Annotated in this window: 15 protein-coding genes; all 15 read right to left on the bottom strand. The window is 59.7% G+C overall.

Annotation, left to right across the window (positions count from 1 at the left end; genetic code table 11):
* Window positions 1–686: 686 nt before the first annotated feature.
* The 15 genes from ald to I6F33_RS25345 all read right to left on the bottom strand — a co-directional run bounded on the left by ald (window position 687) and on the right by I6F33_RS25345 (window position 16,918).
* Window positions 687–1,799 (bottom strand): alanine dehydrogenase, encoded by a 1,113-nt coding sequence (ald, locus tag I6F33_RS25415; protein ID WP_225129650.1) that lies wholly within the window; start codon window positions 1,797–1,799, stop codon window positions 687–689.
* Between the two features lie 392 nt (window positions 1,800–2,191).
* A complete protein-coding gene (gene hypE, locus I6F33_RS25410; RefSeq protein WP_225129602.1) occupies window positions 2,192–3,238 on the bottom strand; it encodes a hydrogenase expression/formation protein HypE in 1,047 nt (348 codons plus the stop codon).
* Entirely contained in the window at window positions 3,235–4,377 is a 1,143-nt protein-coding gene (gene hypD, locus I6F33_RS25405; protein WP_225144486.1) for a hydrogenase formation protein HypD, read from the bottom strand. The genes hypE and hypD overlap by 4 nt, the downstream gene beginning before the upstream one ends.
* A complete protein-coding gene (locus tag I6F33_RS25400; RefSeq protein ID WP_306469171.1) occupies window positions 4,374–4,559 on the bottom strand; it encodes a HypC/HybG/HupF family hydrogenase formation chaperone in 186 nt (61 codons plus the stop codon). The genes hypD and I6F33_RS25400 overlap by 4 nt, the downstream gene beginning before the upstream one ends.
* 49 nt (window positions 4,560–4,608) lie before the next feature.
* Window positions 4,609–6,864, bottom strand: a complete 2,256-nt coding sequence (gene hypF / locus I6F33_RS25395) for a carbamoyltransferase HypF (RefSeq protein WP_225129607.1) — start codon at window positions 6,862–6,864, stop codon at window positions 4,609–4,611.
* Entirely contained in the window at window positions 6,861–7,817 is a 957-nt protein-coding gene (hypB, locus tag I6F33_RS25390; protein WP_225144484.1) for a hydrogenase nickel incorporation protein HypB, read from the bottom strand. Before hypB ends, hypF begins: the two co-directional genes overlap by 4 nt.
* Window positions 7,817–8,158 carry a hydrogenase maturation nickel metallochaperone HypA gene (hypA, locus tag I6F33_RS25385; protein ID WP_225129612.1) on the bottom strand — a complete coding sequence of 114 codons (342 nt, stop codon included), beginning with the start codon at window positions 8,156–8,158 and terminating at the stop codon, window positions 7,817–7,819. The genes hypB and hypA overlap by 1 nt, the downstream gene beginning before the upstream one ends.
* Entirely contained in the window at window positions 8,151–9,245 is a 1,095-nt protein-coding gene (locus I6F33_RS25380; protein ID WP_225129614.1) for a hypothetical protein, read from the bottom strand. The genes hypA and I6F33_RS25380 overlap by 8 nt, the downstream gene beginning before the upstream one ends.
* A gap of 100 nt (window positions 9,246–9,345) precedes the next feature.
* Window positions 9,346–10,200 carry a hydrogenase expression/formation protein gene (locus I6F33_RS25375; RefSeq protein WP_225144560.1) on the bottom strand — a complete coding sequence of 285 codons (855 nt, stop codon included), beginning with the start codon at window positions 10,198–10,200 and terminating at the stop codon, window positions 9,346–9,348.
* A 632-nt stretch (window positions 10,201–10,832) separates the two neighbouring features.
* Window positions 10,833–11,123 carry a HypC/HybG/HupF family hydrogenase formation chaperone gene (locus tag I6F33_RS25370; protein WP_225129618.1) on the bottom strand — a complete coding sequence of 97 codons (291 nt, stop codon included), beginning with the start codon at window positions 11,121–11,123 and terminating at the stop codon, window positions 10,833–10,835.
* A 16-nt stretch (window positions 11,124–11,139) separates the two neighbouring features.
* Window positions 11,140–11,724: a HyaD/HybD family hydrogenase maturation endopeptidase gene (locus tag I6F33_RS25365; RefSeq protein WP_225129620.1), complete on the bottom strand. Its 585-nt coding sequence runs from the start codon at window positions 11,722–11,724 to the stop codon at window positions 11,140–11,142.
* A gap of 11 nt (window positions 11,725–11,735) precedes the next feature.
* On the bottom strand, window positions 11,736–12,440 hold the full coding sequence (gene cybH / locus I6F33_RS25360; protein ID WP_225144483.1) for a Ni/Fe-hydrogenase, b-type cytochrome subunit: 705 nt from the start codon (window positions 12,438–12,440) through the stop codon (window positions 11,736–11,738).
* A 4-nt stretch (window positions 12,441–12,444) separates the two neighbouring features.
* On the bottom strand, window positions 12,445–14,235 hold the full coding sequence (locus tag I6F33_RS25355; RefSeq protein ID WP_225144482.1) for a nickel-dependent hydrogenase large subunit: 1,791 nt from the start codon (window positions 14,233–14,235) through the stop codon (window positions 12,445–12,447).
* A 13-nt stretch (window positions 14,236–14,248) separates the two neighbouring features.
* Window positions 14,249–15,349, bottom strand: coding sequence for a hydrogenase small subunit (locus I6F33_RS25350; RefSeq protein WP_225129656.1), 1,101 nt, complete (start codon window positions 15,347–15,349; stop codon window positions 14,249–14,251).
* 879 nt (window positions 15,350–16,228) lie between these two features.
* Complete coding sequence (locus tag I6F33_RS25345; protein ID WP_225144481.1) at window positions 16,229–16,918, bottom strand: molybdenum ABC transporter permease; 690 nt, start codon at window positions 16,916–16,918, stop codon at window positions 16,229–16,231.
* Between the last annotated feature and the right edge of the window lie 836 nt (window positions 16,919–17,754).

The raw sequence follows: 17,754 nt of genomic DNA, 5'->3' as shown, positions 1-17,754 counted from the left end.
AAGTTGCGCGACAGTTTCTTGCTTTCAAGTCTTGTGCCAGACAGTTAACCTTGATTTGTCTGGGCTATTTTCGATAACGCAAGTCGCCGCCTCGACACGGTGTCGCAATTCCTACAACGCGCATGACAGCAGCTTGATCTCGATGCCGTGGTTTGCGCATGGTCGATCTCTCGGCAGTCAGCGATCAGGTGAACCGCGTTAGCCAGCCTGCGATGCATCCTAAGGTGGTCGTGCCGCGGCTATGATCGATGCGCCGCGCGACTTCACAAGGTTCTCCGCCGGTGTATCAGGTCGACCCCAAGCCCCAGTCACGGGACACCGGCGGCCTCGGCGACGGCACCGCGATAAACAGCCCGCGCAGTCATCACCGGTCCGGTCGGCGTTCCACAGCCAGCCAGAAAGGGTCGCGGCGATCGCGCCAGATAAAGTCGCCCGTGATTGCGGGTCCCCTGCGGACCCGCGGGACGCATTCTCAATTGCCTTCGATTACCTGGCAAGACCGGCATTCATATGCGCTGTATGGGCGAACGTACATTGTCTCGCATCGTGCGAGCGACTGAAGCCGGCGCTCGTCTGGTGATCCTTCACTTATGCCGACGGCGGTCAGCAGATCGATGGAGCCAAAAAAAAGCCACCCCGAGGGGTGGCCTAAGTCAGGGAGGAAACGCCCATAAGGGCCTCTGGGATCAGGCCGCAGCCTGTTCGATCGGTGAGAAGGGCAGCCCGAGGCTTTCGGCCACCGCTTTGTAAGTTAGTCGGCCCCGATGGACGTTGAGGCCCGCGCGCAAATGCGGATTTTCGAGCACGGCGGAAAAACCTTTGTTGGCCAGAGCCAAACCAAACGGCAGCGTCGCGTTATTCAGTGCCTGGCTCGAGGTCAGCGGTACAGCCCCAGGCATATTGGCCACGCAATAATGAATGACGCCATCCACTTCGTAAGTAGGATCAGCGTGGGTGGTTGGGTGCGATGTCTCAAAGCAGCCGCCCTGATCGATAGCGACATCCACGAGCACCCCCCTCTTGCGCATCGAGCTCAGCATGCTCCGGCGGACCAGCTTCGGCGCGCTCGCACCTGGAACGAGCACCGCACCAATCACCACATCCGCCGCAAATACCTCTTCCTCCACGGAGTCGATAGTCGAAAACCTGGTGCGAACGCGTCCTTCGAATAGCTCGTCCAGCTCGCGGAGCCGGCGTATCGAACGGTCGATGATGGTCACTTCTGCGCCCAGACCGACCGCCATGCGTGCCGCGTGCGTACCAACGACACCACCTCCGATCACCACGATACGGGCAGGCTGAACACCGGGCACCCCACCGATCAACAGCCCTCGTCCGCCTGCACTCCGCTTCAGGGCGCTACCCGCCGCTTCGATCGCAAGCCTACCCGCGACCTCGCTCATCGGCGCCAGCAGCGGAAGACCACCATGCGCATCAGTTACGGTCTCATAGGCGATCGCGGTGCATCCAGATTTCAGGAGGCCCTTGGCCTGATCCGGGTCGGGGGCCAGATGCAGATAAGTGAAAAGGATCTGATTTTCCCGCAGCTGACACCATTCGGACGGCTGAGGCTCCTTAACCTTTACGATCATCTCGCTCGATGCGAATACCTCAACTGCGGAAGTTAGAATCGTTGCGCCAGCATTGCGATAATCGTCGTCGGTTGCACCAATGCCAGCGCCGGCATTGGTCTCGATCATCACGCGGTGGCCCGCTGCCACGTATTCGCGGACAGCTCCCGGGGTAAGGCCGACGCGATATTCGTGCGCCTTGATTTCCTTGGGGACTCCGACCTTCATTTGAAAACTCCCTACCTGGAGCGCCTTTCTAATCGGAAGCGAGCAGGGATATTGCGACGCAGCCGTCAAAATGACGCAGAAATTCAGCGATATTTGGCAAGCTTCGCAGGATTTCAAACCCACTGGTGCCGAGCGGATCGAGTGACCATGCTCGCTGAGCTTAACCGTCGAAAATGCGTGATCGCGATGAAGTTTCGAATTGCGTTCTCGGCTCGTGAAAAAGCTAACAACCGAAATCCAGCCTCGCCGAAACTTCTTGAAGAGCCGAGTCGCAGTGTGCCGGTTGGGTAGACTTGCCCATAGAAGGGATCGTTTCCAAAGCTGATGGCTCTTGGCTAATGACCATTGATCATAAATTTGGTTTCCAAAAAACTGGACGATGCGCAACGTGTTCAACAGATCCGAGGCAATTGTTCGCCCCACAACCAATCAACGATTCGCCGGCCGCCGAAACCGGTCGCCATCTGCACAAATTTCCGATCGTCAGCCACCGCCTCGCCAATATCAGCTGCATCGGACCCGAGCGGGTGCGCCTTCATGGCTGCAAGCACGGCATCGGCCAAATCAGGCGCGACGATCGCAACGAGCTTGCCCTCATTGGCGACATGGATCGGATCGAGACCAAGGAGCTCGCAGGCAGCTGCAACCGCGGGCTTCACCGGAATGGATGTTTCCTCCAGATGGAACCCGAGGTCAGATTGATGCGCAATCTCGTTGAGGGTCGCGGCAAGCCCACCCCGCGTCGGGTCGCGCATCACCCGGATGCTGCTACCGCCGGCGGCAACCATGACCGCTACGAGATTATGCAACGCTGCGCAATCCGAGACGACCTCGGTTTGAAAAGCGACGTTCTGACGTTTTGACATGATCGCCACCCCATGATCGCCGACGCTACCGGACACCAGCACACGGTCCCCGACCCTTGCCTTGTCGGCGGAGAGATCGAGCCCATCGGCCACAATCCCGATGCCGGTCGTAGAGATGAACAAACCATCGGCCTTGCCGCGCTCGACCACCTTGGTGTCTCCGGCAATGATGTAAACGCCAGCGCCGCGCGCTGCCGCGCCCATCGAATCCGCGATCGCCTTCAGATCCGAAAACCGGAAGCCCTCCTCGATGATAAAACTGGCCGACAGATAGAGGGGACGCGCGCCGGACATCGCGACATCATTGATCGTGCCGTGCACAGCCAGTGACCCGATATTACCGCCCGGAAAGAACAGCGGGGAAACCACATAGCCGTCGGTCGTCATCACCATCCTGCCTGCCGCAACGTCAAACGCGGACTGATCATTGCAGCGGGCGAGCCATTCATTACCAAAGGCTTGGTGAAAAAGGCCGGAGATCAGCTGTGCCATGGCACGGCCCCCGGATCCATGGGAAAGATCAACGCGTCCGTTCTCGATGTCGAGCTTGCGTTGATAAGCCTTTACGCTCATGACGTCCGCCTCAACTGTTCATCGCGAACTCGGCCGTAGGCCCAATACGCCGCACAAGCGCCTTCTGATGACACCATGCAGGATCCTATGGGAGTTTCCGGCGTGCAGACGGTTCCAAACAGCTTACAGTCGACCGGCCGCTTGGCGCCACGCAAGATCGCGCAGCACTCGCATGCCGGATTGTCTGCGATACGCAGGTCGTGGATCGCAAAACGCGTCTCGGCGTCGAATTGCGCGTAAGCCTGCTTCAGCTTCAGTCCGCTGTTGGGGACGAGTCCGAGCCCTCGCCATTCAAACTGCTCGCGCAGTTCGAATATCTGCGATACCTCCTCCTTGGCGCGCCGATTGCCTTCACGCGTCACCGCACGACTGTATTGGTTCTCTACCTCGTAGCGATCTTCGTTCACCTGCCGCACCAGCATCAGGATCGCCTGCATCACATCGAGCGGTTCAAAACCCGCGATCACGATGGGCTTGCCGAATTGTTCCGCCAGAGGCTCGTAAGGCTGCGTGCCAATAATGGTGCTCACATGTGCAGGCCCGATGAAGCCGTCGATTGGAACCCCGCCGGTGTTGCGGATTTTGGGGTTCTCGAGAATGCTGTGCATCGCAGAGGGTGTAAGCACGTGATTGCAGAACACGCTGAGGCCCTTCAACCGCTTCTTCTCGGCAATCCGGATCATCACCGCCGTCGGAGGGGTAGTGGTCTCAAATCCAATGGCAAAGAAGACCACCTCGCGGCTCGGCGCCTGTTCGGCGAGCCGGATAGCGTCGAGCGTCGAGTAGACCATCCGAATGTCTGCGCCGAGCGCTTTGGCTCGCAACAGGGACTGTCCTTGCGACCCAGGCGCGCGCATCAGGTCGCCGTAGACGCACAGAGTGACCTCTGGTCGGTCGACGAGCCGGATCGCCATATCAATTCGGCTGGCGGGCAGAACGCAGACGGGACAACCGGGCCCGTGGATCATGCGAACGTTCGCGGGCAGCAGATCCTCCAGGCCGTAGCGGGAGATCGCATGAGTGTGTCCGCCGCAGAATTCCATGAACCGATAGGCTCTTTGCGAACTGACCTCGGCGCCAATCGCACGCGCAATTCCCTGCGCGATGGCCTTGTCGCGAAATTCGTCGGCATATTTCATGATCGGCGTTCTCCTGCACTGCCTAGCTCCTGCAGGAGCTCCAGCGTGCGCTTGGCTTCCGTCGGATCGATCTTGGCCAGCGCATAGCCGACATGGACAAGGACGCAATCGCCGACCTCGAGCTCGTCGATGAGAGCAATCGATATCTCCAGGCTGATGCCATCGATGGACACCGTAGCCATGTCGTTGGGAAGAATTTTCGCAATCCTTGCCGGCACTGAAAGGCACATATCAGGCTGTTCCTTCCCTGGCGGACGACCGTTGAGCAATCTGCAGAGCGGCAATCCAGGCCTGGCCAAGGCTCAAACCGCCATCATTGGGCGGCACCCGCCGTGGCACGAGCGGGGTAAGGCCGGCAGCGCTGCAACCGCGCGGGATCTCATCCGCCAGCACCGCGTTCAGGAAGCAGCCGCCGCTCAGAACGACAGTATTAACGCCGGTTGTCCGCGCAGAGCGTGTGACCCAGTCAACGCAGGCGGCAGCGAAGGTGCCATGAAAAAGCCCGGCTCCGCCCACGGCGTCAATGTCATGTGCAATCAGCTGCGCAAACAGCGGACGAAGCGACAGCACGCCGCCGTCGATCGTCCAGCCGGCTTCGAGAATCGCAGTCCGCCCCACCAGCGCCTCGAGCTTCATCGCCGCTTCGCCCTCATAGCTCTGCAAACTCGCAATCCCCAGCAGCGCCGCTGCCGCGTCGAACAACCGGCCCGCACTGGTCGTGGTGGGCCCGCCCGGCTGATCGAGCAAGGCCGACACACATCCAGCCCGCCGTTGCGCCGCAAAGCGCGGCCCGATTTCATTACCCCGGCCGAGCCCGTGTAGTACTGCGCTCGCCATGCGCCAGGGCTCGCGAGCTGCACGATCTCCACCAGGCATTTGCAGCGGCGCTAAGTGCCCGATGCGTCGGCACCTCGGGCCTTCGCACAACAATAGTTCGCCACCCCAGTTGCCGCCGTCGGAACCAAAGCCATGGCCATCGAGCACCAGGGCAAGCGCAGGTCCCGCATGGCCATGCTCGGCGATCACTGCGGCAGCGTGTGCGTGGTGATGTTGGACAGCCACCAGCTCGCGGCCATTTGCTTCCGCAAACCGGGTAGAAACCATATCGGGATGCAGATCATGGGCGACGACGACAGGCTCCACGTCAAGGCTCGATGTGAGGTGTCGGATCGTCTCCTCGAACGCACGAACGCCTTCGGCCGTATCCAGATCGCCAATATGCTGAGAGACGAACGCTTGGTTGTCCCGCGTGATGGTGATGGTCGATTTCAGCGCGCCGCCGACGGCGAGCACGGGGGGCACAGACTTCGGAAGCCTGATGGGTTCGGGAACATAGCCACGGGCACGACGAATGAATTGTGGCCGGCCAGCCACCACTGACACCACGGAGTCATCAGCACGCGTCAGGATATCGCGGTCATGGGTCACGACAAGGTCGGCGATCTCATCGAGCCGCCGCAGCGCCTGCGCGTTGTCGATCAGGAGCGGTTCGCCGCCAAGATTGGCACTGGTAGCCACGATGACCGCGCCGGCCCCCGCCCATGCACCTGCCGAGCGAAGCGCATGAAAGATGAGGTGATGCAGCGGCACTATAGGCAGCATGACACCCACACGTGACAAGCCAGGAGCTATGTCGGGCGCCAGGTTGTTTCGCGAAGGCAGAAGGACGATGGGACGTGCTACGGATTCGAGCAGCGCAAGCTCGGGCACGTTCGCCTCCGCGATCTCGCTGACGCGCTCTATCGAATCGACCATAACCGCGAACGGCTTCTGAAGGCGCTGCTTTCTCCTGCGCAAACGCTGCACCGCGTCCTGGTTACGCGCATCGCAAAGCAGCTGGTATCCGCCCAGCCCCTTTATCGCCACGATTTGTCCACCCGCGATTGCCGCGACAATGGCGCTGATCTCATGGCTGAGCCGAGGACCGCATGTCGGACACGCGATCGCCTCCGCATGAAACCTGCGGCTCTCCGGATCGCCATATTCGGCCGCGCAGGCGGCGCACAGCCTAAAAACCCTCATGACGGTGTTGCGGCGATCGTAGGGAAGCCGTTCGGCGATGGTGTAGCGTGGGCCGCAATGGCAGCAACTGATGAAGGGGTAAAGGTAATGCCGATTTTCTGGATCGAACAGCTCACTGAGACATTGCTGGCAGACCGCAGCATCAGCGACGATCTGCGTTGACAATTTGCCGCCTTCGCTCGTGCCGATCGAAAAGTCTTTCGCCGCGAGCGCCGCAGTCTCCCGAACGCAGATGTGGTCGATGCGTGCCAATGGCGGCGCCTCGAGCGGCAACGTGGCGATAAACTCCGAGGCCCGATGCCCCTCGACCTCGATCGTAACACCGTCGGGGCCATTGATGACAAATCCCGCCAATCCGTACCGCATAGCGAGTCCATAGACGTAAGGACGAAAGCCGACCCCTTGTACGGCCCCACTCACGCGCACGCGTAGCCGTGTTCGGTCGCAGGAGGTTGCGGCGTTCATCGCCTTGTGTCCTCTACGATGGGCCTCTGATGCCTCGCCTGTCTATCGATCCAGGCGTAGAGCGCGCCAAAACCCTCGCCGGTACGAGCCGAAACTACAAGCACGTCAATCTTCGGATTGACGCGTCTGGCGTATTCGATCGTCTTACCCAAATCGAAATCGAGCAGCGGGGCTAGATCAATCTTGTTGATCACCATGAGCGAAGAAGCGGCAAACATATCAGGATATTTGAGCGGCTTGTCTTCACCTTCGGTAATCGACAAGACTACGATCTTGCAGGCCTCACCAAGATCGAAGGCTGCGGGACAGATCAGATTACCGACGTTCTCGATGAAGAGAATACCGCCAATCAGCAGCGGCAAGCGCCGATGAGCCTCGCCAATCATTGCAGCATCGAGATGGCAACCCTTGCCGGTGTTGACTTGAACGGACGGCACGCCGGCGGCCCGAATGCGTTCGGCATCGTTCGAGGTCTGCTGGTCGCCTTCGATGACCCCGACCGGACGGCTGCGCTTGAGCTCGGACACGGCGCGGACAAGCAGGGTCGTTTTACCTGCACCAGGACTAGACAGAAGATTAAATACAAGCAGGTCATCAGCTACGAAGAGCGCGCGGTTGTCCGCCGCAATCCGATTATTCTTGCCAAGAATGTCGCGCTCGATCTGAATGACCCGCTCTCTGCTCATGCCCGCAGCCTTCAAGCCAGCCGGCCCGGCGCCGCCGCTCAGCAGCGCCTGCCCGCCATGAGCCTGGTGATGGGCAAAGCGATGATCGTGACTATGACTGTCGCGAACATGGTATGAACGTTGCAGGCCTTGGTCGCCATGCGGATGGTAACCGCGATCGAAATCGTCCTGCATATCAACATAGTAACGCGCGTGGCTCTCCGCGTCATGCGCCTTGGCGCGTTCGGTCGACGGCGTCCCGTCGGTGCAGCCGCAAACGGTACACATCAATCGATCTCCAGCTCTTTCACGCGCATCTGCTCGCCCGCGGTTACCTGCAACTGATAGCTGCCGCAGCGAGGACAGCACTCACCGCGCCGTGCAATTTCAACGCTTTTCGAACAGCTCATGCACCAGACAATGCCTGGCCGTTCGACGATATTAAGGACCGCGCCCTCGGCAACGGTCCGCGTTGCAACGACAGCAAAGCAGAACCTGATCGCTTCAGGCGCAGCATGGCCCAGCGCTCCCATCTCTAGACAGACGCTCCGTACGCGCGAAAACGATCGGTGACGTGCCTCCTCCTCGATGATTTGAATGATGCCAAGACAAATCGCCATTTCATGCATCGCCAATTTCGCGAAAATTGAGGGTGAATCCGACGCACGGATCGAGCGATGCAATCACTGCATGGACTGCATCCCGACGCCGTCTAGCCGTCAGCACCGCGCCCTGCAGGCTGCGGACAAGCGGTCCGCGGCGGTGGAAATTCCACTCCGTCGGCGCAAGGAATTCGAAGCGGGATATCCGGCCCTGAGGATCAAGCTCAACCGCTTGGTAGAGACGCCCCCTGGCGCATTCGACCGCGGCCGCTGCACGGCCGGGCCCTAGCCTATATCTTTCGATAATCCCATGCTCCGCCGACTCAATCTGAGCACCGGCCTTGAGCCAGGCGCATAGCCGGAGGATTTCAGCAATTCTGGCCCTCAGCCGCTCGGCCGCTCCGGAGGGGCTCGGCGAGAGTTGATCACGCGCCATTTGGCGCGCCCATGGACCCGTCTCGGGCGCATGTCCGTCAAGATCGGGACAATGGCAAAATGTAGCGTCATCCACGAGCAGCCGTTTAATGATGTTGCGGTCGTCAGCAACGGACAGGAACGAGTGCTCCGCCGGAATTGACTTCAGGTCGATCTCATCAAGCGCTGCAATGCGAAGCGCCAATGGGCTACCGGATGTCAGCGCGCCACCCTCATTCGGTATGCCGAGCGCGGCCAGCGCAGCCACAATCCGCACCGTTGCTTCGCATTGAGTGGAGCCCCAGGGTGGCTGGGTGGTGCCGACAAGCGCTGAGATTTCCCGCATCACGGAGCGGACTGCCGCCGCACTGATGACGTCTTGCGCAAGATGTCCGACAAAGAGGCCCCTTAGCAAGTCCGCGATGCGCTCGGTAACGATAAGCGCAATACGATGCTGTTTTGTTGTGCGTGTGATCACTTCGTCGCGCGCCGTCTCGATCGCGGACAGCAGTGCGGTTTGCTGCGCAGCGGCACACAATGCGAAGAGCCGCGGCAGCACCTTAAGCAGCGACGAAGCTTGTTTGCCAGCGAACAGCTGCCCCAGCGGCGGCCGGACTCGCGGCAGGATCTCGACCGCGGCGACTACGTCGGCAGCAAGCGATACGGTGACATCGATCTTGTTGTGGGCAGCAAGGCTCATGCGCACCGCTCCGCAAACATCCTGCGCAAGGTATGCCGGCGGTCGCTGCGCACGCGCCGTCTACGGGATCCCCCCGGACGCCGAACGTTCTCCAAGCTCTTCATGTGACGTACGCCTTAATAATTTCCTGCATGCGTTCGGCAGAGTCCTGGAAATCCTCGTCGGCAGCCAACGCAACAATCGGCACGCCGCCGACCTCCAGCGTATCAAGGATGATGTTGTCCGTAGAATTGAAGAACTGCACCGACCAGACATTCCTGATCCCGGTCGCCTGCACTCGGCACGTTCCGTAACCGCGGAAGATGAGCTGGACCGGGCCATTGCCCAGGCTGAGCTGCAGGAATGCCAGATCGATAACGCTCATCGGCAGCAACGTGAGATTGATGACGTGAGCGCGCATGCCAAACCGCCAGACGCGCGACCGCTCGCGTATTTCCGCGAGCAAGGGTTGCACGTTCATCGCGCCGTCCGGCGCCGCGCGGATCACAATATCGGCGGACGTCAGGTCACTTGCGGCGCGCCGGACAATTTGCGGAATCGCTCCGACCTCGACATATTCGTGCGCCGGATCGGTCCCGATGCGCACGCGCCAGATTCCCGCAAGCACGGACTCCCGGATTTGCGCCAAAGTGCCATCTGGCAGCGCAACCACGCCAGCAATCTCACCTTCTCCGAGCACTTCGCCAATCAGCTTGCGCTCGGGATCGCTGAGATTCGCGAGTCCGTACTGTTGCGTCCGAGCGCCCCTTCTCTGGCTGGCAACGGCAGCAGCGGCATTCGATAAGAGCGCGGTGGCATTTGGATAGTTCCTTGCAAGCCCGTCGCCATCGCGCCAACCGCTGGCGAGCGCACTCCTCGACCCGCCATGGAATACATCGAGGCTCCCAGAGCCCATGGCAAGCTTGCTCGCCACCCGCTCGGCGCCGTCCGATGCAACGCGGAGCGCTGTTTTCATCATGCGATGCTCCGTTGGCTGTCTCGAGGAGCAATGCCCTTGCCGACACAAGTGCTGCCGGCGTGTGGCCGAACGATCGGTACCGAGATACGGCTGATCCTGACCAAACGGACCGGTCTCTTGCCGATCACGCGGAGTGTATTGCGCCGACGGCGCAGGCTCGGGCTCGACGGGCCGCGCAGGCCGAGCCGGCCGACCAGTTCGCCACCAACGCCGCCCGCAGGCACTGCGCCTTGCATGCGCCGCCGAAACGAGTTGACCATTTCAGGACGGAAGTACGCGGGCTTGATGATTCGGAGCAAATATAGGAGATCGGCCGGTGACTGCGGCATCACGTCCGCCCTCACGGGAGCGTGTGCGACTAGGCACGCACCTCCGCTGACGCCCCCCACCTCGGATGGAGCGGGCCGCGAAAGACCACGCTGCGCCGGCTGCAACTTCATCACACGCCTTCTGAAAATCTTCGGTTCTGCTAACAGGCTATTAGCAAGGTGCATGCCAATCATCGTCTGGCCGCGTCTCCCCCTCGAACCAGAGGCTCGAAGCGCCTGACATTTTCCATGCAAAGGTTACGAGCGACTGGAAGCCAATGTGTGAGCAAGCAATCGGCGCAATATCCGCAAGCGGAATCGCTAGCGTAGGTGCTCCGGCAATTGCGGCTCATGACCGATTAAGTCCGCAAAGAAGGGATCGCAGTCCTGGCCGTTGAGGCTGGCCTCAAGCCCGTCCAGTGCTTGCGAGATCAGCGTTGCTTCATTTTCATCCAAAAGCCGCACCGCGCTGTCGATATGAACGAGCACCTTTGCGCCGACCACGGCGTCCGAGAGCAGCATGACCGAGACGCGCCGCTGTTTATCGCCATACTCGCACAGCGCCGTGATGCCGTCGGTCTCGAGAATCGTCATTGGCAATCCAAGGCACATGGTCACTCGCGGGCCGCTAGATCGGCTGCGTCCTCATCTCATAATTTGCATGGTCGATATTGTTCGCCAATAGTCGTTCTGATGCAGGCAGCGGCGCGGTCCGCGGTTTTGCCGGCGAGTCCCACTGCGCCAGGAGTTTGCAAGCCAGTTCAATCGCAGGCGCAATCTGAAAGCGTACCGGGGCAGTCAGCGGACCGCCCCAATGCTCCAGGTCCAGCGGCTGACAGCCGATGAGAGCGAGCTCTCGCGGGCGGCGGCCAAGCAGGTCGGCCGCACTCAAGACCTCCTGAAAGCCGGTCTGATGCAGGCTCACCTTCTTGGCGGCGGTAAATTTTGGCACTTCGTCATCTCGCACAAGCTTCAACTGCCCGGGCAGTAATCCATAGTCGATAGCATCGAACACGATCAGGCAATCGGCCTGCTCAAGAAAACTAATGAGGTAGAGCCCCTGTGTGCCGCCATCGAGAACGGTGACGTTGTCATCGATGGCATAGCGGCGATGAAACTCCTCGACCACCCGCACCCCAAATCCCTCATCGGCCCATAAGATATTGCCGATGCCGAGCACCAGAATCCTCTTCTTGGTTTCCGGATTGAGCATCCGCCTCCCAGTCAATCGCGAGACCCGCGCTCACCCGATGGACTAGATGCTCCGGCGCGACATGAGTCTTCACGGATCACCGCGTAGATGTGGACCAGCGCAAAGGTCACGATCACCCACAGGCCGAGATGATGCCAGGTATGGACGTCCTGACTGTTCGGCCAAATTGAAAATACCCAGCTGAACAGCTTGTACTGCCAGCTGTCAGTGCCTGCACCTTGCCCATAAAGTGCAAATCCTGTGACAACCATGAACGTGATCGTCTGCGTAAACATAAAGAACATTGCGAGCTGAGCAAGACGGTTGCGCCCGACGCGCCTCTCGGGCTCAACTGTAAGGAACGCATACGAGCGAATCTCGTGGTAGACCTCGCGCCAAAAGCACCTGCGCCAGAGCGGCACCCAAAAGATCTGCATGGCATGCGCATTTCCCATTAAAGCCCAGTAGATTCGCAGAAGAAAGCCGGTACTGAGCACATATCCCGCCGAGAAATGAGCAAAGCGGATGTAGCCGAACAGGAAATTGCCGGTTGCCTCTCCCGACATCGCCGGTGTCCCGGTTCCAATGAGATAGCCGGTTAAGCTCAGCATCAGAATGGTCGCGGCATTGACCCAATGCCACAGTCGCACCGGCGCGGAGGCGATGCCACCGCCGATCCTGCCTTCAGTCGGTGCCGCATCGACGGCGGCAAGGAGCTTCCGAGCCGTGTCCGGCATGCCCCTAACGAACATTGACTGAAGCCATTTCCTGGCCATCAGGACTCATCACATGGGTCGAGCAAGCCAAGCATGGATCAAAGGAATGGATCGTGCGCAAGATCTCCAGGGGCCGCTGCGGATCGGCCATCGGGGTACCGATCAGGGAGGCTTCAAAGGCGCCAATATTGCCCTTGGGATCGCGAGGAGATCCATTCCACGTCGTCGGCACAACACATTGATAATTGTCGATCTTGGCGTCCCTGATCTTGATCCAGTGCCCAAGCGCACCGCGCGGCGCCTCAGTGAACCCGTAGCCCTTGGCCTCCTTGCGCCAAGTTTCCGGCTTCCACCTGCTGACATCGGCAGTTGCCGTATTGCCTGCCTTGATGTGGATTACCAGCTTATTCTGGAAATAACGCATCTGATGCGCCGCCCACTGGCATTCGAGCGCTCGCGTCGCAGTACGGCCAAGCGTCGAGAACAGCGCACTCAGGGGAAGATTGAGCCCCTTGAGCAGTCTCTCGGCGGGCTCCTTGAACTCGGCTTTGTCTTGCGCATAACCGATGATGTATCGCGCTAACGGCCCGACCTCCACGGCGTGGCCGCGCCAGCGCGGCGCTTTGATCCAGGAATACTTGCCGCCCTCGTCGAGTTCCTTAATATCTGTCTTGCTGCCTTTGAGTTTTGGCCCAAGTTCAAAACTCGGCTCGGTGAGACCGTCCCAGGGATGCAGTCCAGAGCAATCGCTGGGGTATTTATACCATGAATGCGGGACGAATTCCTGGATCTGCTCGGGATCACCATGGTCGATCGGCAGTATCTCCTTGAGATTGCCACCAAGAATGACCCCTCGCGGCAGCTTGAAGCTTTTGGCGGAACAGTCATTTGCGTTTTCGGGGATGTCGCCATAGGACATCACGCTTTTGCTCGAAAGTCCGCCGCCATGGAGCCAGTCCTTATAGAACGAGCAGATCGCGGCAATGTCGGGCAGGTAGACCTGCTCGACAAACTCGATCGAACGGTCGACGATCGAGGACACGATGTTCAATCGCTCCATATTGATCGCACCCACCGCACCAGTTCCGTCGACGTTGATCGCGCAGGGCACGCCGCCGACCAACCAGTTCGGATGCGGGTTCTTGCCACCATAGATCGCCTGGATCTTGACGATCTCCTTCTGAAAGTCGAGCGCTTCTAGATAATGCGCTACAGCCATCAAGTTCGCTTCCGGTGACAGCTTGTAGGCCGGATGCCCCCAATAGCCATTCTTGAACGGACCGAGTTGGCCTGATCCGAAGAATTTGGTGAGCCGGATCTGCAAATCCTTAAAATAGCCAGGGGACGATAGCGGCCAGGGCGAGACAGACTGCGCGAGCGCGGAGGTCGACTTGGGATCGGCCTTGAGCGCGGAGACCACGTCGACCCAATCCAGCGCGTGCAGGTGATAGAAATGTACGAGGTGATCATGCACGAGCAGGCACAGCTGCATGATGTTGCGGATCGAATTGGCATTCTCCGGAATCGCAATTCCTAGTGCATTTTCAACCGCGCGCACGGAGGTGAGCGCATGGGTTCCGGTGCATACCCCGCAAATCCGCTCGGTGAACGCCCAGGCGTCGCGCGGATCGCGCCCGCGCAGGATAACTTCAATGCCACGCCACATCGTGCCGCTTGAGACCGCATTGCGGATCACATTGTCTGAATCGAGATTGGCTTCGACACGCAGGTGGCCTTCGATCCGCGTCAGCGGATCGATGACGATTCGCCTGCCGGAACGATCGAGATTGAACCCATTCGGTGTCTGGACGGCCACCGTCGCCCCCTCCTCAAGTCGATTTGCTTTTGTGGGCTGCGCGATCCCGCTTGTGGGTCAACCGCTTCGCGGCGGTGAGCGCCGCGTGGGCAGCGACGGTTAGCCCAACTACGCCGGCAGCGGCCATGCCGATCTGGTCGGCGTTCGCCTCGATGCCGAACTGCTTGATGGTTGTGAGGCGGTCGTAAAATGATCCCTTATCCCAGAAGCCGTCTTCGGAGCAGCCGAAGCAGCCGTGGCCGGATTGAATCGGAAATGAAATGCCGCCGTTCCACCGAATGGCCGAACAGGCATTGTAGGTGGTTGGCCCCTTGCAGCCCATCTTGTACAGGCAATAGCCCTTGCGTGCGTACTCATCGTCCCACTCTTCGACGAATTGGCCAGCGTCGAAATGGGAACGCCGATAGCACTTGTCGTGAATCCGCTCGGAATAGAACATACTGGGACGGCCTTGGCGATCGAGCTCCGGAAGCTTTCCGAACGTGGTCATGAAAGTCAGGAGGCCACTCATAACCTCTGCGATAGGAGGGCACCCGGGCACCTTGATGATCGGCTTGTTGGTGATCACCTTATCGATCGGCGCCGCGCCAGTCGGATTGGGCTTGGCCGCTTGCACGCATCCCCAGGACGCACACGTGCCCCAAGCGATGACCGCCATGGACTCTTCCGCCATGTACCTGAGCTTTTCAACGAACGGCTTGCCGCCGTCAATGCAGAACATGCCACCCTCGTTCAGCGGCGGATTGCCTTCGACGGCGAGCACATACCTGCCTTTGTACTTGGCACGAGTTTCCTCCAGGATGGCTTCGGCCTGGTGTCCTGCCGCCGCCATGATCGTATCGTCATAGTCGAGCGAAATCATCGACAGCAGCGCGTCCTTGATCAATGGATGGGCCGAGCGGATAAAGCTTTCCGAGCAGCAGGTACACTCGAGCCCGTGCAGCCAGATGACGGGCACACGCGGTTTGGTCTCTAGGGCGTTGGCAATTCTGCCTGCGGCGAGCGGACCGAGTCCCAAGCTCGCGGCAGTCAAACTGCAGAATTTGTGGAAACTACGACGCGTGATACCCTGACGTCTGATCACGCTGTAGAACGTTTCTGTTGCACCACCCATTAAGCCTTCCATGTGAGTTGTCGTCGACCGAAACGAATTACTGACGTTCAGCAAGAAACAAGCCACAGAAGCGAAACACTTGACAGATGGCACGCCACCGCTTCTGGATTTGATGACAGTCGAAACCAGCCAGCGAGCCACGAGCTGCGCCATTGATCTGTCATGCTAATGGTGTCCGGTTTTGGACATCGATGTGATCAGTTCAACAGAGCGACACGATGGTTCATCACTGCACGGTGACTACGTCCTGCTCGCTCTTGCAGATGCGACACTCACGCCTCATGCCGATTGTTGAATAGAATTGGTGCAGTTGACGGGGACCGCACTGCCCCTGGGGCGCTTAAAGCCGCTCATAGTCGCAACTGCGCAAGCAGCCCGTACCAAAGCGGCTGTCGAGCGACGAAGAGAAGCCGCAATGTGAGCCCCGAGGCGCACGCAGCGTTCGCTTTTTAGGTCTGATCGACCCGATCTGCCTTCATTCAAAGCGGCTCGCCGCACCGCATCGCTGCATATTTTAGGCGAGAGCCTGGATGTTCAGAGCTATTACAGGAGCGTTCATCGCGCGAGCCGATCGATAGCAATGCGCGATCGTCTTGGCGCATCGCGATACCAAACCCGCTTACAAGAGCTTCTTCTCGATAGCGGAGGCGATCTCGTTATTGAAGCACTAGCGCGATCCGGCCGGGCGCTGCCGTCCACGACGAGATGCTCCTTTGGGTCGCAGAACAATTGTGTCCCGTAGGCGCCGGTCCAGGTGAACTCGCTAGACGAGTTCTTCGCTCGCGAGACCGCCAGTAAAAGCGTTCTGTGCGCGGTGGTTGCAGATCCGGCTTGCAATACTGCTGCTCGGTCGTGATCGGATGTGTCCGGCGGGCAAGCCTAGGACGGTTCAATGCCTCTCTTGACACAGTGTCTGTCGATGAGGGCTAAGGTGAAGATAGCCGCAAAGGCGAACATCACCATGCCGCCGGCAACCACACTCGCTTCGCGCCAGCGAGACGCTTGGACGTAGTCTACGACGTGGGCTGACAAGACCTTGGTGCGCCCAGGAATGTTGCCGCCGATCATCATCACGACGCCGAATGTGCCGATCGTATGAGAAAACCCAATCACGGCAGCTTTAACAAACTCCAATCGCGCCAGCGGCCCGCTGATGGTAATGAAGGCATACAACGACGAAACGCGCCCTGTAGTTTTCAACGGGCAATCGCCTATCGCAACAAAGGCGTTACGGATCGGCTGCACCACCAACGGCAGCGCCGAGAGGACCGATCCGACCACGATTCCTGCGAAGGTAAAAGCGAGCGTGCGCTCGCCCCACAAAGAGGCGAGGACGCCACCCGGTCCGTTGGGGCCGAGCAACACGAGTACGCAAAAACCGAGAGCCGTAGGCGGTAGCACTAGCGGCAGGGCGATCATCGTCGCCACCGCCTCGCTCAAAAGAGTCTTTGAGCGCGCCAGCCACCAAGCGAGGGGGACACCAATCAGGAGGAGGATCACGGTCGTCACGCTGGCGAGCTCAATCGTGAGCGCAACTGACTGCGAAATCTCTGCCGAAAAGACATCCATGTGGGTCAGCCCAAAAGTGCGAGCAGGTCGCCGTGTCGGCGGAGTGAGCGCCTGCACGTCCGGCTCGTCCAGGGATGTGGCGCGGATCGCCCTTTAGTCGCGCGGCACTTCGTGGCGGCCGCCACATCGCGCGTCGTTTCTGCGAGCAACAGCAGCATCGCAAGTCTGATCGGCAACTCCTGTGACTGGGTCACTTCCATCCATCTGACGGCGGAAGCTCCTCGTTCGTCATCAGCAATTGCTGTGCCGCGTGCGAACTGTGGCGCGTTCAATGCTCAACGTGCGAAATTCGCATAGACGGCGACGTCACCCTGGCGTGAACCTAACGCTCTGTCAGATTTCTGGCATCTTTGTTGCCGAGCAGACAGCGACACGCCGCGCAACGAAGGGCAGATTTTGACGCCCCCAGACATGCTTGTTTGATTCGTCGATGGCTCAACCGCCGCACTCGCCGCGCTGGCAATGGAACGGATCTCAGCAAGACTGCCGTAAGTAACGGGAACGATCTAGCTGTAAGCTGCTTCTGCGACGCGGCAAAAGGCACGAGGAGCCGAGAGCGAAGGCCGCCTGCCGACCAACCTGCCTAATGCGCAGCGCTAGCACAGGCCTGGAGACAATGCCCGTGAACGAGCCTTGCCGTTAGCGACAGCGCAGTGCATTGATCAAAGATTCTTCCGCGCAATCGAGTTCCTAAGCCAGGCTTCCATCGCGTGGATGCCTACGATCCAAACTATGAATTTTACCGATGTCACGTACTGTTGCATCCATCTCAGCAGTCGGCGTATATCGATCCCGCTAGAGCTTCGGGGCCGAGACGTGACTCCGCTAATGCGCCC

This window comes from Bradyrhizobium sp. BRP20, from assembly GCF_020194215.1.
Lineage (GTDB): Bacteria > Pseudomonadota > Alphaproteobacteria > Rhizobiales > Xanthobacteraceae > Bradyrhizobium > Bradyrhizobium yuanmingense.
The sequence above is the reverse complement of the archived record's forward strand: the minus strand, read 5'-3'. Positions and strand labels throughout refer to the sequence as shown.

Bases quoted from the DNA above. Each gene is read 5' to 3' on its own strand.
- cybH (WP_225144483.1), bottom strand. From the start codon at position 12,440: ATGCCGGACACGGCTCGGAAGCTCCTTGCCGCCGTCGATGCGGCACCG.
- I6F33_RS25380 (WP_225129614.1), bottom strand. From the start codon at position 9,245: ATGAGCCTTGCTGCCCACAACAAGATCGATGTCACCGTATCGCTTGCT.
- hypE (WP_225129602.1), bottom strand. From the start codon at position 3,238: ATGAGCGTAAAGGCTTATCAACGCAAGCTCGACATCGAGAACGGACGC.
- I6F33_RS25400 (WP_306469171.1), bottom strand. From the start codon at position 4,559: ATGGCTACGGTGTCCATCGATGGCATCAGCCTGGAGATATCGATTGCT.
- I6F33_RS25365 (WP_225129620.1), bottom strand. From the start codon at position 11,724: ATGCTCAATCCGGAAACCAAGAAGAGGATTCTGGTGCTCGGCATCGGC.
- hypF (WP_225129607.1), bottom strand. From the start codon at position 6,864: ATGAACGCCGCAACCTCCTGCGACCGAACACGGCTACGCGTGCGCGTG.
- hypB (WP_225144484.1), bottom strand. From the start codon at position 7,817: ATGTGTACCGTTTGCGGCTGCACCGACGGGACGCCGTCGACCGAACGC.
- I6F33_RS25345 (WP_225144481.1), bottom strand. From the start codon at position 16,918: ATGGATGTCTTTTCGGCAGAGATTTCGCAGTCAGTTGCGCTCACGATT.
- ald (WP_225129650.1), bottom strand. From the start codon at position 1,799: ATGAAGGTCGGAGTCCCCAAGGAAATCAAGGCGCACGAATATCGCGTC.
- I6F33_RS25350 (WP_225129656.1), bottom strand. From the start codon at position 15,349: ATGGGTGGTGCAACAGAAACGTTCTACAGCGTGATCAGACGTCAGGGT.
- I6F33_RS25370 (WP_225129618.1), bottom strand. From the start codon at position 11,123: ATGTGCCTTGGATTGCCAATGACGATTCTCGAGACCGACGGCATCACG.
- hypD (WP_225144486.1), bottom strand. From the start codon at position 4,377: ATGAAATATGCCGACGAATTTCGCGACAAGGCCATCGCGCAGGGAATT.
- hypA (WP_225129612.1), bottom strand. From the start codon at position 8,158: ATGCATGAAATGGCGATTTGTCTTGGCATCATTCAAATCATCGAGGAG.
- I6F33_RS25375 (WP_225144560.1), bottom strand. From the start codon at position 10,200: ATGAAAACAGCGCTCCGCGTTGCATCGGACGGCGCCGAGCGGGTGGCG.